Here is a 15,445-nt window from a genome sequence, read left to right on the forward strand (position 1 = left end):
ACAGATTTTTGTTTTAGAAGTCTGGTAATAAATTGATGAATGTCTTTGTTGTTGGAAAACTTCATTTCAATCATCATCGTCATATAAATCATTATCTTGATCAGCTTGGCATGATGCACATAGGTCACCATTAACGATATAATTATAACGCTCACCCTCAGGTAGTGCGTCCCCATAAAGTGTTGTATAACATTCTGCACATTGGTATAAATTAGCCATGATTATCTCCTTTACAGCATAGGGGTAATATGGACTTTGTTAAGTAAAATAGCAGCAAAGCTATTGGCGGGAAAATTTTGAAAAAATGCAAATAGCTAAGTAGGCTGAATAGCATTCTAAATTATTTCAAGTACATAACATCCTAATGAGAATCATGAAGCTCTTTTGAGTACACATGAAAATATGAAATTAAAGCCTGCCATCGTGCAGGCTTTTTTATGCCTTGAATTTAGGAGTCGAGTCATGAGCTTGAATTGTCCCTTTTGTCATTCAACTGACATCATGATTGTTGAAGCAAACATACAACAAGCAAATTCAACATTATCAAATCTTGCATCACCCACAGCATTAGGTGCCTTAGGCACAACTGTTGCGAAGTCTTTGAACTTGCCTCCCATCGTTGGAGGAATTGCAGGAGCTGTACTCGGTGGTTTGTTTAATTCATTTACAGAGCAAAGCACACCTTCGCAGAAAAGTTTGTGCTTCTGTCATAACTGCTACCAAAAGTTCCCCATCCAATATCTGAATTAAGAACAGATCCCATTTTGAACATTATTTAAAAAAGGAATAAAACGATGACACATCAACTTGAACAAATGGCTTATGTCGGTGAAACCCCTTGGCATGGACTAGGGAATCAACTCAGTCAAAATCAACCAATTGAAATCTGGGCACAACAGGCAGGTATGGACTGGCGTATCGAGTCATCCAATGTCAGTTATATGGCACAGAATGAACGTGGGCAAAGCATCATCATGCCGTATGAAGAACAGCGTGTACTTTACCGTTCTGATACCCATGCGCCCTTGTCAGTAGTCAGTCAACGCTTTCAGGAAGTCCAACCTCGTGAGATCTTAGAATTCTATCGTGATCTGACTGAACAATCAGGCTTTGAGCTGGAAACCGCAGGTGTGCTTAAAGGCGGCAAGAAATTTTGGGCATTGGCACGTACTGGACAAAGTGCAGCACTTAAGGGAAAGGATGTCAGTAATGGCTATATTCTTCTTGCAACTGCATGTGATGGTACGCTTGCGACAACAGCACAATTTACTTCTATCCGTGTCGTCTGCAACAACACCTTGGCGATTGCTTTACGTGGTCAGAACAGTAGTGCAGGTGTAGTGAAAGTTCCGCATAGCACCAAGTTTGATGCAGATAAGGTCAAACAGCAATTGGGTATTTCAGTTCGTGCATGGGATGAACACATGTATGAGATGAAACAACTGACACAGCGTAAAGTTACCCAAAGTGAAGCCGCTGCTTTCTTCGATGCAGTGTTCAATAATAGCAGCATGAGTGTGGCAGATCAGGAGGACAATATTATTCAGTTCTATCGTGATGTCGCTATTCAGGCAGCACAGTCAAATGCGAAGGAAAAAGCTGAGCCAAATGCCAAGGCGATGACTAAAGCAATGGACATGTTTAATGGTCAGGGACGGGGTGCAACACTGTCATCGTCTAAGGACACGGCTTACGGATTACTCTGTTCGATTACGGAATTTATTGACCACGAGCGTCGTGCCATGAGTACAGATCATCGACTCGATTCAGCTTGGTTTGGTGCCGGAGCAGCGATCAAGCAACGTGGACTAGAACAGGCTTTACGCATGGTGTCATAGCGTAGAAGGTTAAGTTTTTTCAATGGAAAGTTAGACCTATCCTTTAGATTATAAAGACAAATTTATATTTTAAAAATAATTAAACCACATCTTCGGGTGTGGTTTTTTATGCCCTTTATTTGCCACCACCCATATAAAAATGAGGAAGTAAGATATGAATACAGCAATATTAAACCCATCCATTCAACAAGCGAGTAAACCCTTTATTGCCCCAAAATTGTTTACAGCAAAACGCTTGGTCAATACCAAAAATATGACTCAATCTGACTGGCTTGAAGTCAGACGACAAGGCATTGGCAGTAGTGATTGTGCAGCAGCCTGTGGATTGAATCCCTATATGTCGATGCTCGAACTTTGGATGATCAAGACAGGGCGAGTCAAACAATCGATTGAAGATGAAAGTTCAGGTGTAGCTCCTCTATATTGGGGTAAGCAGCTAGAGCCATTGGTAGCTGAGTACTACAGCATGCATACCAATAACAAGGTACGCAGAATCAATGCGGTGCTTCAACATCCAGATCCTGATAAGCATTTTATGCTTGCCAATCTGGACTACTCCATTGTTGGTAGCAATGAAGTCCAAATTCTGGAATGCAAAACAGCAGGTGAGTACGGCGCAAAACTTTGGCGAGATGGCGTGCCTTTATATGTCTTGTGTCAGGTACAACATCAATTGGCAGTGACAGGCAAACAAGCAGCACATGTTTGTGTGCTGATCTGTGGACATGAAACCAAAATCTTCAAAGTGACGCGCTCCGAATCTGTTATCCAGCATATCATCAATGCAGAACGTTACTTCTGGGAGTGTGTAGAAAAAGACACACCACCTGATGTGGATGCCAGTGAATCGGCAGCCAAAGCCATACAGCAGCTCTATCCACAACATATTCCGTTGACTGTTGAAGACTTGAGTCATAACGAACAAGCCAATCAATTGTTTGCTCAACTGATTCAAGAAAAGCATCACATTGAACAGCATCAAAACAACTTTGATGAAACTAAGCATCAAATCCAGATGTTGATGAGGGATGCTGAACGAGCAACCTTTGCCAATGGTTCGGTGACGTGGAAGAAATCCAAAGATTCAATCAGCTTAGACAGTAAAGCCTTACTCAAACTTCATCCTGAAATGCTTGAGCAGTTTCCACAAAGTAAAGCAGGGACGCGACGTTTTCAGATCTATACCGATGACTGAATCCATCACGTCGATATTTCCAATCTTCCAAAAAGCGCAAAAAACCACCCCCGACCTACCGACTCTCGAAGGAGCGGTAGGCCAACAATGGCGGTCTTTGCATTTCATCTGATCTTTAAACGGTTTTGTATTTGCTTACATAACAAAGGGTCAACAGTAAAATTTTATTTAGAGGAAAATTATCATGATTAAAGGCTTAGCAATTACACCACCGATCCTGGGACGTATCAGTATCGGTAAAGTTGTTGAAAAGAACGGTAAACGTCTACCTGAAAAAGATGATCAGTTCACCATTACTTCCCAGATTCAAAGCAAGGAGGGGTGGATCAAACATCCACTCGATGAGCAATTACGCAGTAAAGCACCGAATCAAAAACTCCGTACCATTCCAGTACGGATGATCTTCAATGATCCTGAGCTAAATCTAAGGGCGGAGTACAGCTTATTTGATCGACAAACAGGACGCCCTGTCTGTGTAGGCAATGGTGAAACCTGTCAGCGACTCACCAATCAAGGCGTTGAGCAGCATCCCTGTCCCTCACCTGATTTATGTCCAATGGCACAAGGAGGGAATTGCAAGCCTTATGGTCGATTGCATGTGAATTTAGATGGGTCGGATGAACTGGGAACATTTATTTTTAGAACCACTGGCTTTAACAGTATTCGGACTTTAGCATCACGGTTGAGTTACTACAGTGCAGCTTCAGGAGGCTTACTGTCGTGCCTACCATTGCAACTCACTTTAAGAGGGAAAAGTACCACGCAAAGCTATCGTCAACCTGTGTACTACGTGGATCTTACTTTACGGGAGGGTATTAGCCTGAATGATGCCATTACTCAAGCCAAGCAAATTGATGAACAGAGCAAGCAGGCAGGGTTTTATCAGGAGGCACTGGATCATATCGCCAGACGAGGTTTTGCGAATGCACGGTTTGAGACGGATATAGAGGAAGGTTTAGAGGTGCTGGAGGAATACTATCCGGAACAAGAACAGAACCGGGCAGTGGAGCAACAAGCTTCGCCTGAAGGGTTTGTGCAGGATATTCAGCAGGGGTTGCAGCAGAGTGTGAGGGTGGTGAATTAAGATGGTTGAATTACAGAATTGATAAACTTGGGAGCTTCGGCTCCCTTTATTTTTTATATCTGCCTGATGCTAAATGAATGAGTGGGTAATCAGGTCTAATTGTTGATTTATCTTGTATTTGAATATTAACTTATAGGTTAATATTCGTTTTAACTTAGATTCTTATTTTTTTTACAGGATTTGTAAATGACCAGTACCCAACAACGCGCAGCACTGCAACGCCAAATCTGGCAGATAGCCAACGATGTCCGTGGCGCAGTTGATGGCTGGGACTTCAAGCAATATGTTTTAGGTACGCTATTTTATCGTTTTATTAGTGAAAATTTTGCCAGTTATATCGAAGGCGGTGACGACAGCATTAAATATGCTGAACTTTCTGACCAAGTTATTACTACAGATATCAAAGACGATGCGATTAAAACCAAGGGTTACTTCATCTACCCAAGTCAATTGTTCGGCAATATTGCTAAAAATGCGAATAATAACGAGAGTTTGAATACTGACTTAGCTGCTATCTTTGCTGCTATAGAAAGTTCTGCCAATGGCTACCCGTCGGAGCAGGACATTAAAGGCCTATTTGCTGACTTTGACACAACCAGTAACCGTTTGGGTAATACTGTCAAAGATAAAAATATCCGCTTGGCTGCTGTACTCAAGGGCGTAGCAGGGTTAGATTTTGGGGATTTTCAAGGCAGTCATATCGACCTGTTTGGTGATGCTTACGAGTTTCTGATTTCTAACTATGCAGCCAATGCAGGAAAATCAGGAGGAGAATTTTTTACTCCGCAGCATGTGTCAAAGTTGATTGCCCAGCTTGCCATGCACAAACAAACCAGCGTCAATAAAATTTATGATCCTGCTTGTGGTTCGGGTTCTTTACTTTTACAAGCCAAAAAACATTTTGATGCTCACATTATAGAAGACGGTTTTTTTGGACAAGAGCTCAATCATACGACCTACAACCTTGCGCGTATGAATATGTTCTTGCACAACATTAACTACGACAAGTTTAATATCCAGTTAGGCGATACGTTAAGAGAACCTTACTTTGGCGATGACAAACCTTTTGATGCGATTGTGTCTAACCCACCGTATTCGGTGAAATGGATTGGTTCGGATGACCCCACTTTAATCAATGATGAACGCTTTGCCCCAGCAGGCGTACTTGCTCCCAAATCTAAAGCCGATTTTGCCTTTGTGCTTCATACCTTAAGTTATTTATCTGCTAAGGGTCGAGCGGCCATTGTGTGCTTCCCTGGTATTTTTTACCGAGGTGGTGCTGAGCAGAAAATTCGCCAATATTTGGTAGATAATAACTATGTAGAAACGGTCATTTCGCTTGCATCGAACTTGTTTTATGGCACCACCATTGCTGTCACCATTCTGGTTCTATCCAAACATAAAACACACACTACAACCCAGTTTATAGATGCTGGTGGGTTATTCAAAAAAGAAACCAATACCAATACTCTGACAAATGAACACATTGAACAGATCATGGAGGTGTTTGACAGCAAGGCCAATTTAGACCATTTTGCCCAGTCTGTACCTCTAGAGTCGATTCAATCCAACGATTATAATCTGTCCGTGAGTAGTTATGTTGAAGCCAAAGACACGCGTGAAAAGGTGGATATTTTTCAGCTTAATGCCGAGTTAAAAACCACTGTGACTAAAATTGATCAACTTCGTAAAGAGATTGATGCGATAGTGGCAGAGATTGAAGGGGAAGACGTGGTATGAGTAATACAGATTTTATGCAAAAGCTACTTGATGGCGCACAGGTTGAATGGAAAGCAGTTTCAGAAATATTTCATTTGAAAAATGGCTATACACCATCGACATCAAAAAAAGAATTTTGGGAAAATGGTTCTGTTCCGTGGTTTAGGATGGATGACATCCGCGAGAATGGTCAAATCCTTGGAGACTCATTACAAAAAATCTCGGAAAGTGCTGTAAAAGGGGGGAAATTATTTCCTGCCAATTCCATCATAATTTCAACATCGGCCACGATTGGTGAACATGCATTAATTACTGTTCCATATTTGGCAAATCAAAGGTTTACCAATTTAAGTTTGAAAGATAGCTATGTAAAAGTTTTTGATATGAAGTTTATTTTTTATTATTGTTTTTTATTGGCAGATTGGTGTAAAAAAAATACAACGATGTCAAGTTTTGCCTCTGTAGATATGGATGGTTTTAGAAAATTTCAAATCCCCATTCCAAGCCCAGAGAATCCTAAAAAATCCCTTGAAATTCAAGCCGAAATTGTACGAATTTTGGATGCATTTACTGCTATGACTGCGGAGCTGACTGCGGAGCTGACTGCGGAGCTGACTGCGGAGCTTAAACTGAGAAATCAACAATATCAATATTTTAGAGATAAATTATTGACATTTGATATGAGCGAAGCACAATCGCCTTCGGACGAGAGCGGACGAGAGCGGACGAGAGCGGACGGCGGATAGAGGCTAAATGGATGACGTTGAGAGATGTTGGTACTTGGTACGGTGGGGGAACTCCATCTAAAAGCCATAGTGATTATTGGGAAAATGGAACTATCCCATGGGTTTCGCCTAAAGATATGGGGCGACCAATTGTTGATTCAGCTCAGGACTATATTACCGAAGATGCGATTGAAAACTCTTCGACAAAGTTAGTACCAGCAAACTCAATTGCAATAGTTGTTCGCTCAAGTATTTTAGATAAATTACTGCCAAGTGCACTAATTCCTGTACCTGTTGCACTTAATCAAGACATGAAAGCTGTAATACCACACAACCATATTATGCCTAGTTACCTTGCACATATGATTAGATCAAGAGGGGAGGATATTTTGCGGGCAGCTAGGAAAACAGGCGGATCTGTAGCATCTATTGAAAGTAGTAAACTCTTTTCTTTTTATGTTCCAATTCCTCACCTTGATGAGCAAAAGCGAATTGTCACTATTTTAGATAAATTCGATACTTTTACCAGTTCAATTACTGAAGGTTTACCACGTGAAATTGAGCTACGCCAAAAACAGTATGAGTATTACCGTGATTTGCTATTAAGTTTTCCTCAGTCATCTATCCCATCACATTGATATTTGTGGAGCACCAACATGGAAAAAATTGGTCAAGTCAAACAACTCATTCGCGAAGTTAACCGTTTGCACCGTGATTTTTCCAAGGATTATTTTGAATATGGCAAAATTGAGAAAATTAACCTCTCTAAAACCATTCGGCACGTGCCTGCTGCACATATTTATAAATACCGTTTAACCTTACACGAAAGCATTAATGACTACTTGATGACCGCAGATATAGACATCAAATATTTTTACCGAGTAAAAACCCGTGAAAGTATTGATGACAAAATACAGCGCTATTCTGCTCGTGAAGACCAATATCCTGTAAACAATTGGCTTAATGATATTTTTGGTGCACGTATTATTTTAACGACTGAAGAAATTGAGAGCGTGATGGATTTGCTGGATGACTGGCAAGATGAACTAAACCTTAAAAACTGGTATTTGCGGGATAAAGAAGGCTATCGTGGTTTGCATATCTACTTTAAAAACAGAAGTAATTTTTATTTCCCTTGGGAATTGCAAATTTGGAATCATGAAGATATTCAAAGCAATATTGAAAATCACGAAAAATTTAAACGCAATTTTATCTAAAAAATTTTAAAAATCACTTTGGACCTATCTTCTCGGTCAAAAATCAATGGAATCAAAACCATGACTAATTATAAGCCTATTGCCGAAACTAACAATTTTATTGTCTTAGATAAATATTGCAAAGAATGGCAAGCGGTTGACAGCTACCAAAGTGAAGGGGATTTAGAGCGCGAATTCATTCAGGACTTGGTCAATCAAGGCTATGAATATTTGCCCATTTTAAACAATGCTAAAGCTTTGTTGGCAAATGTACGTGAGCAACTTCAAGCATTGAATAACGTACAGTTTTCTGATGGCGAATGGTTACGCTTTGTTGAAATCTATTTGGATAGACCGAGTGACAGTATTGTTGATAAAACCCGCAAGATTCATGACGACTATATTCATGATTTTGTCTTTGATGATGGGCATATTCAAAACATCTACCTTTTAGATAAGAAGAACGTTGCTCGTAATAAAGTGCAGGTGATTAAGCAGTTTGAGCAAAAAGGCAGCCATGCAAACCGTTACGATGTCACCATTTTAGTAAATGGCTTGCCTTTGGTGCAGGTCGAACTAAAAAAACGTGGCATCGCTATCCGTGAAGCTTTTAATCAGGTACACCGTTACAGCAAAGAAAGTTTTAATAGCGAAAACTCGCTTTATAAATATTTACAGCTGTTTGTGATTTCTAATGGGACTGATAGCCGTTATTTTGCCAATACGACGACACGTAATAAAAATAGTTTCGACTTCACTATGAACTGGGCCAAGGCCGATAATAGCCTAATCAAAGATCTGAAAGACTTCACGGCTACTTTTTTCCAAAAAAATACTTTGCTGAATGTGCTGCTGCATTACTCTGTTTTTGATATCAGCGATACCTTGTTGGTGATGCGTCCTTATCAGATTGCGGCTACCGAGCGTATTTTGTGGAAAGTCCAAAGTTCGTATCAAGCTAAAAATTGGAACAATACCGAAAGTGGTGGTTTTATTTGGCACACCACAGGTTCTGGTAAGACCTTGACCAGTTTTAAAGCAGCACGTTTAGCAACTGAGCTGGATTTTATTGAGAAGGTTTTTTTTGTGGTAGACCGCAAAGACCTTGACTACCAGACCATGAAAGAATACCAACGCTTTTCGCCCGATAGTGTCAATGGTTCAGATAGCACCGCAGGTTTAAAACGCAACTTGGATAAAGATGATAATAAAATCATTGTCACCACCATCCAAAAACTCAATAACCTAATGAAAAGTGAAGGTGACTTACCCATTTATAACAAGCAAGTAGTATTTATTTTTGATGAATGTCATCGCAGCCAGTTTGGTGAAGCACAGAAAAATCTGAAGAAGAAGTTTAAAAAGTACTATCAGTTTGGCTTTACGGGTACGCCTATTTTTCCACAAAACGCCCTTAGTGCTGAAACTACAGCCAGCGTATTTGGCCGTGAGTTGCATTCTTATGTCATCACCGATGCGATTCGTGATGAGAAAGTGCTGAAATTTAAAGTGGACTACAATGATGTACGTCCACAGTTTAAAATCATCGAATCCGAACAGGATGAGAAAAAACTCAGTGCAGCGGAAAACAAACAAGCCTTATTGCATCCCGACCGCATCCGTGAAATTAGCCATTACATCCTGAATAATTTCCGCCAGAAAACTCACCGCTTGCAAGCGAGTAGTAAGGGCTTTAATGCCATGTTTGCCGTCAGTAGTGTAGAAGCTGCTAAGCTGTATTATGAGTCACTCAACAACCTGCAAAAAAACAGTGACAAGCCTTTAAAGATTGCCACTATTTTTTCCTTTGCAGCCAATGAGGAGCAAGATGCTGTAGGCGACATCCAGGATGAAAGTTTTGATATCTCAGCCATGAACAGCAGTGCAAAAGAGTTTTTAAATGCGGCAATTGCTGACTACAACACATTGTTTAAAACCAATTTTAGTGTTGATAGTAAGGGTTTTCAAAATTATTACCGTGATCTTGCCAAGCAAGTCAAAGCCAAAGAAATTGATTTGCTGATCGTGGTAGGGATGTTCCTGACCGGATTTGATGCCCCTACGCTGAACACCTTGTTTGTAGATAAAAATTTGCGCTATCACGGTTTAATGCAGGCCTATTCGCGTACCAATCGTATTTATGATGCCACCAAAACATTCGGCAATATTGTTACTTTCCGTGATTTAGAGCAAGCGACCGTCGATGCGATTACTTTATTTGGTGATAAAAACACTAAGAATGTGGTGCTAGAAAAAAGTTATAAGGAATACATGGAAGGCTTTACCGATGTGGTGACTGGTGATGCACGGCGCGGTTTTGTGGACATTGTGAAAGAATTAGAACAACGCTTTCCTAACCCCGATGAAATTTTTAAAGAATCAGATAAAAAAGCCTTTACTAAATTATTTGGCGAATACTTGCGTGTAGAAAATGTGTTGCAAAACTACGATGAATACGCCAGCCTAAAGGCTTTGCAGAATGTTGATACGAATGACCTTGTGGCAGTTGAAGTATTCAAGACCCAACATTACTTAAGCGATGAGGATCTGTCAGCCTTGCAAACCATTCAGATGCCAGCTGAACGAAAAATCCAAGATTATCGTTCCACCTATAATGATATTCGTGATTGGTTACGTCGGGAAAAATCGGCTGAACAAAAAGAAAAATCGACCATTGATTGGGATGATGTAGCCTTTGAAGTGGACTTGCTGAAATCACAAGAAATCAATCTGGATTACATTCTAGAGCTGATTTTTGAGAACAATAAAAAGGTGAAAGATAAGGCAACGTTAGTTGAGGATGTGCGTCGAGTGATCCGTGCTAACCTAGGCAACCGTGCCAAAGAAAGCCTACTGGTCGATTTTATTAATCAAACAGACCTAGATCAGATTGGTGATAAGGCTAGCGTGATTGATACCTTCTTCACCTTTGCTCAAGCAGAACAACAGCGTGAAGTACAAGAATTGATAGGTGCCGAGAACCTGAATGAGGATGCGGCGAGACGCTATATTGCGACTTCGCTGAAGCGGGAATTTGCCAGTGATAATGGCACTGAGCTCAATGCTATTCTGCCTAAAATGAGCCCATTAAATCCACAATACCTAACTAAAAAGCAGAGCATTTTTCAAAAAATTGCAGCGTTCGTTGAAAAGTTTAAAGGGGTAGGGGGTAAAATTTAGTATGAAATACCAACCGCCTTATACCATCACCTCAAAAATCATTCATCTGATTGCTCAGATCAGTGAGAATATAGGGCGTTTGACTGTTTTAGAGGAAATTCAGGACAGCTTAAAACTCAGAAAAGCCAATCGTATCCGTACTATTCAAGGTTCACTTGCGATAGAAGGGAATACGTTAAGTACAGAACAAATCACGGCGATTCTAAATGGTAAGACTGTGATTGCACCTCCGAAAGAAGTTCAGGAAGTGCGCAATGCCATTAAAGCCTATGAAGCATTTCAACAATGGCAGCCAAGCCAAGAAGTAGACTTATTACAAGCACACCAAATTTTAATGACAGGCTTGATTGATGAAATCGGTCAATATCGTCATGGTGGTGTGGGCGTAATGTTAGGTGATCGAGTGGTGCATATGGTTCCACCTGCCAATCAAGTTCCACGTTTAATGGCTGATTTACTAGAATGGTTAAATGATAGAGAAATACATCCACTAATCCAAAGTTCAGTATTTCATTATGAGTTTGAGTTTATCCATCCGTTTGCAGATGGTAATGGCCGAATGGGAAGGCTATGGCAAACATTGATTTTAAGTCGATGGAATTCAATCTTTGCCAATATCCCTGTTGAGAGTTTGATTTATCAAAATCAAAAAGCCTATTATGAGGCATTAAAAGCAAGTACAGATCATACTGATTCAGCCCCGTTTATAGAATTCATCTTACAGATGATTTTAGATGCCACTCTTAGTTCAACTGATACCGCTCAAGGTGGCGATCATGTTATCGCTCAAGCTGACGTACATGCTCATCACGAAATGAGCGACCAAGTTCAGCGTTTAATTTTAGTAATGAAGCAAGAAGACTACACTTTGGCTGAGTTGATGCAATTGGTTGGATTAACGCATCGAGCAACGTTCCAAAAGAATTACTTGAATCCAGCAATAGAAGCAAATTTGATTGAACGTACCATTCCTGATAAACCGAAAAGTCCGAAGCAAAAATATAGATTAAAAAGATAACAATACTTTCAATTGTGGATAAATCCCCTATGGGTGCTTACATATGAATTTGGGACCTTCATCTTTAGAGCCCCTGGCTTTAATAGTATTCGAACCTTGGCTACACGATTGAGTTACTACAGTGCAGCTTCATGAGGCTTACTGTCGTGCCTACCATTGCAACTCACTTTAAGAGACAAAAGCACCACACAAAGCTATCGCCAACCTACGTGGATCTAACTTTACGGGAGGGTATTGGCCTGAATGATACCATTACTCAGGCCAAGCAAATTGATGAAAAGAGCAAGAAGGCTATATTTTTTTGATTTCTATAATATCACTTGATTCAATTAGCGATTGGATATTACCAAATAAACTTTGAATATAATCAGAGGCTATATGGATATCTAAATCCTCCCTGCTACGCCATTCTTCTAAGAAGAAATATCTACTCGAGTCATTTTCGCTAATATAAAGCTCATATTTCAAGCATCCTTCTTCTTGAAGCGTAGGCTCTATTACACTTTTTAAAAGCGCTTCTAACTTCTCTTTTTGATCTGATTTTGCCTTAAAGTTCGCAATTACTGAAATAGTCATTATTTCACCTTGAATTTGTTTTAGAAGTTTTCTAGTACAATTTTGCCTTTTGATTTACCTGATTCAAGCAACTTATGCGCCTTCTCCAAGTTTGAAGCGTTAATTTTGCCTAGATTTTGGTTGAGGGTACTTCTAATTTTTTGCTGGTCAACTAATTGGGCAACCTGTTGCAACAGATTACCTTGCTTTTCAATATCATCGGTTTCATACATTGAACGAGTGAACATCAACTCCCAATGGATAGAAATAGATTTAGTCTTAAACGGCATAATATCAAATGTTTGTGGATCATCGATCAATCCAAGCTTGCCTTGTGGTGCAATCAGAGAAACTATTTGCTTGATATAGGTGTCTGTATGATTTGTAGAGAATACGTATTTTGGTTTTGCAATGCCTAGTGTCTCGATTTGTGCATTTAAATCTTTGCTATGATCAATGACATGGTCGGCACCCAATGATTTTACCCAAGATTTCGTTTCTTCACGTGAAGCTGTTGCTATAACGGTCAGATTTGTTTTTGCTTTTAGGAGTTGAATAGCGATTGATCCTACACCACCTGCACCACCAATAATTAAAATACTGCCAACTTCTGTTTCTGAAATTTGAAACCGATCAAACAGCATTTCCCATGCCGTTATTGCAGTTAATGGCAATGCTGCTGCTTCTGCATTAGATACTGTAATTGGTTTAAGACTGATAATTCGTTCATCGACTGCTTGAAACTCAGCATTACTACCATCTCGGGTTAAATCGCCAGCATACCAAACAGAATCTCCTACTTTAAACGAGGTAACTTTTGAGCCAACTTCGATAATTTCCCCAACGGCATCCCAACCTAAAATACGATTATTTGCTTCAGACGAATTTTTTCTCACTTTAGTATCAACTGGATTCACAGAGATTGCCTGAACTTTTACCAGTACATCACGTTCCTTAAGCGTAGGCTTCGCTTTTTCAATATCTACCAATGAATTTTTAAAATCATCATGGTTATTTATAACATACGATACGGCTTTCATAGATTTGTCCTCAACTTTAAAAAAATATAGTAAAAATGGGAGCGAAGTGCTCCCATTTTATGTTATTCAATAATTAAAACTCTTGGCTCGTTGGGCGCAAAACAATTTCATTAATATCTACATCCGCAGGCTGTTCAATTGCATAAGCAATTGCTCGAGCGACTGAGTCAGCTGGTATGGCTTGTTTGTAGAAATCAGTAACAAACTCTGAACTTTCTTTATGAGAAGAACCAAATTTTAGTTCTGACTCAATTGCACCAGGCTCAATAGTAGTCGTTCTAATTGTTCCCCCAACTTCATGACGAAGGCCTTCAGAGATGGCTCTTACAGCAAACTTAGTACCGCTATAAACAGTACCTCCTGGACTAAATACTTTTAACCCTGCAACAGATGCGAGATTAATAAAGTGTCCAAAGTTTTGTTTTTGGAAAACAGGCAGTGTAGCTGCTATACCATAAAGAACACCTTTAATATTAATGTCGATCATACGATCCCATTCATCAACTTTTAGCTCACTTAATGGTGCAATAGACATTAATCCAGCATTGTTTACCAATACATCGATTTGATCAAATGTGCTTAATGCCTTTTCAATAAGTGCTTGTACTTCATGTGGTTTGGTTATATCCATACCAATAAATTCAGCTTGACCACCTTCAGCACGAATGTCGTGAACAATAGCCTCTAATTTTTCAGTACGTCTAGCACCAAGTACAACCTTTGCACCTTTTTTAGCAAGTAAGCGAGCAGTAGCTTCACCTAAACCACTACTTGCACCTGTGATAACAATAACTTTATTTTCTATATTATTCATACAAGTAACCTTCAACCTATCTGTCAATCATATTTGATGGATTAAGTATTACAGCCTTGTTAGGTATAATAAATGAATAATATTATCTTTCAGAATTCCTATTTACGGAATAATTACCATAACACAGGATTGGATATGCAGAACAAATTGGAAATGATACGTATCTTTTGTGTCGCAGCAGAGTCTCGAAATTTTAAAGAGGCAGCAACTCAGCTGGGTATTTCCCCACAGGTAGTGACACGGGCAATAAAAGAGCTAGAAGAGCAGCGCGGAGAGATTCTGTTCTATAGGAGTACTCGACAAATTAAAATTACCGCTGATGGTGAGCGTCTGGCAAAGCAAGCACGTTTTGCGGTGGGATCGATTGATGCTCTGCTTGTAAAAGACACCAAGGAAAAACGAGATGAAATGCGTGGGACCGTCCGTCTTACTGTGTCGTCTGTGTTAGGGCGTAAATTGGTAGTACCTGCACTAGCAGAATTTGCCACACGTTATCCAGATATTGTCGTGGATTGTGTGCTAACAGATTCACACTCGGATGTGATCGATGAGCGAATAGATATCGGGATCAGATTTGGATTTTTGCCGGACAATCGATATGTGGCAAGGGAATTGGCTAAAGTGAACTTTTATTCTGTGGGTACGCCAGAGTTAATTGATAAGGTTGGAATGCCCAAAAAAATTATTGACCTTGATAAATACCCTCTAACAGCACTATTCGATCATAAAACAGGGCGTTACTGGCCATGGACATTCACCGAAAGTCGAAGCTTTACGCCATCAAAGCCCCATTTTATTACAGATGATCTAGAAGCTGAATTTCAAGCTATTCTCGCTGGAGTTGGATTCGGACACATGCCTGGATTTCTAGTTTTGCCATGGCTTAGGAGTGGTAAGCTCATTCAGATACTTCATGAGGAAACCTCTCCCGTTTGGCGCCTGTATTTATATCGTCCACAGCGGGGCCCGACACCTTTGCGAATCCGAGCATTGTTTGATTACTTAGCGGAAGTGCTGGGCCATATAGAAACCTGAATCAGATGGAACTAACTTTTTTCTAGAAAGTAGAAATCAGATAAGA

The 15,445-nt window shown here is 40.0% G+C and carries 15 protein-coding genes and 1 pseudogene; 12 read left to right on the plus strand and 4 right to left on the minus strand.

Annotated features, from left to right (window positions below; translation table 11 throughout):
- Positions 1–66: 66 nt before the first annotated feature.
- Positions 67–219 carry a hypothetical protein gene (locus tag BLV99_RS18215; RefSeq protein WP_167356320.1) on the minus strand — a complete coding sequence of 51 codons (153 nt, stop codon included), beginning with the start codon at positions 217–219 and terminating at the stop codon, positions 67–69.
- Between the two features lie 243 nt (positions 220–462).
- Between BLV99_RS18215 and BLV99_RS09600 the strand changes: the two genes are divergently transcribed.
- The 11 genes and pseudogenes from BLV99_RS09600 to BLV99_RS09650 form a co-directional block, all read left to right on the plus strand.
- Positions 463–750 carry a hypothetical protein gene (locus BLV99_RS09600; protein ID WP_092690050.1) on the plus strand — a complete coding sequence of 96 codons (288 nt, stop codon included), beginning with the start codon at positions 463–465 and terminating at the stop codon, positions 748–750.
- A gap of 44 nt (positions 751–794) precedes the next feature.
- The gene (locus BLV99_RS09605; RefSeq protein WP_092690052.1) at positions 795–1,838 is read left to right on the plus strand and encodes a DUF932 domain-containing protein; all 1,044 of its coding nucleotides are present in this window, start codon (positions 795–797) and stop codon (positions 1,836–1,838) included.
- 154 nt (positions 1,839–1,992) lie between these two features.
- Positions 1,993–3,033: a YqaJ viral recombinase family nuclease gene (locus tag BLV99_RS09610; protein WP_092690055.1), complete on the plus strand. Its 1,041-nt coding sequence runs from the start codon at positions 1,993–1,995 to the stop codon at positions 3,031–3,033.
- A 184-nt stretch (positions 3,034–3,217) separates the two neighbouring features.
- Positions 3,218–4,117 carry a recombination directionality factor gene (locus BLV99_RS09615; RefSeq protein WP_092690058.1) on the plus strand — a complete coding sequence of 300 codons (900 nt, stop codon included), beginning with the start codon at positions 3,218–3,220 and terminating at the stop codon, positions 4,115–4,117.
- A gap of 186 nt (positions 4,118–4,303) precedes the next feature.
- Complete coding sequence (locus BLV99_RS09620) at positions 4,304–5,857, plus strand: type I restriction-modification system subunit M (protein ID WP_092690061.1); 1,554 nt, start codon at positions 4,304–4,306, stop codon at positions 5,855–5,857.
- The gene (locus BLV99_RS09625; RefSeq protein ID WP_092690063.1) at positions 5,854–6,582 is read left to right on the plus strand and encodes a restriction endonuclease subunit S; all 729 of its coding nucleotides are present in this window, start codon (positions 5,854–5,856) and stop codon (positions 6,580–6,582) included. Before BLV99_RS09620 ends, BLV99_RS09625 begins: the two co-directional genes overlap by 4 nt.
- Before the next feature lie 11 nt (positions 6,583–6,593).
- Complete coding sequence (locus tag BLV99_RS09630) at positions 6,594–7,199, plus strand: restriction endonuclease subunit S (RefSeq protein ID WP_092690066.1); 606 nt, start codon at positions 6,594–6,596, stop codon at positions 7,197–7,199.
- A gap of 18 nt (positions 7,200–7,217) precedes the next feature.
- Complete coding sequence (locus tag BLV99_RS09635; RefSeq protein WP_092690068.1) at positions 7,218–7,778, plus strand: nucleotidyltransferase family protein; 561 nt, start codon at positions 7,218–7,220, stop codon at positions 7,776–7,778.
- Between the two features lie 60 nt (positions 7,779–7,838).
- Entirely contained in the window at positions 7,839–10,937 is a 3,099-nt protein-coding gene (locus BLV99_RS09640; RefSeq protein ID WP_092690070.1) for an HsdR family type I site-specific deoxyribonuclease, read from the plus strand.
- Between the two features lies 1 nt (position 10,938).
- A complete protein-coding gene (locus BLV99_RS09645; protein WP_092690073.1) occupies positions 10,939–11,955 on the plus strand; it encodes a Fic family protein in 1,017 nt (338 codons plus the stop codon).
- A 45-nt stretch (positions 11,956–12,000) separates the two neighbouring features.
- A pseudogene (locus BLV99_RS09650) lies at positions 12,001–12,257 on the plus strand (recombination directionality factor); the annotation flags it as partial.
- Here the strand turns inward: BLV99_RS09650 and BLV99_RS09655 are convergent.
- From BLV99_RS09655 to BLV99_RS09665, 3 genes are all read right to left on the minus strand, one after another.
- Positions 12,247–12,531: a putative quinol monooxygenase gene (locus tag BLV99_RS09655; RefSeq protein WP_002050931.1), complete on the minus strand. Its 285-nt coding sequence runs from the start codon at positions 12,529–12,531 to the stop codon at positions 12,247–12,249. The pseudogene BLV99_RS09650 and the gene BLV99_RS09655 sit on opposite strands and share 11 nt — an antisense overlap.
- Positions 12,532–12,551: 20 nt before the next feature.
- Positions 12,552–13,550, minus strand: a complete 999-nt coding sequence (locus tag BLV99_RS09660; RefSeq protein WP_092690075.1) for a zinc-binding alcohol dehydrogenase family protein — start codon at positions 13,548–13,550, stop codon at positions 12,552–12,554.
- A 73-nt stretch (positions 13,551–13,623) separates the two neighbouring features.
- Complete coding sequence (locus tag BLV99_RS09665) at positions 13,624–14,364, minus strand: SDR family oxidoreductase (protein ID WP_092690078.1); 741 nt, start codon at positions 14,362–14,364, stop codon at positions 13,624–13,626.
- A 135-nt stretch (positions 14,365–14,499) separates the two neighbouring features.
- On the opposite strand from BLV99_RS09665, the gene BLV99_RS09670 reads away from it, so the two are divergent.
- On the plus strand, positions 14,500–15,399 hold the full coding sequence (locus BLV99_RS09670) for a LysR family transcriptional regulator (RefSeq protein WP_092690080.1): 900 nt from the start codon (positions 14,500–14,502) through the stop codon (positions 15,397–15,399).
- Positions 15,400–15,445 lie beyond the last annotated feature (46 nt).

The sequence above is a fragment of the Acinetobacter kyonggiensis genome (assembly GCF_900107285.1).
Taxonomy (GTDB): domain Bacteria; phylum Pseudomonadota; class Gammaproteobacteria; order Pseudomonadales; family Moraxellaceae; genus Acinetobacter; species Acinetobacter kyonggiensis.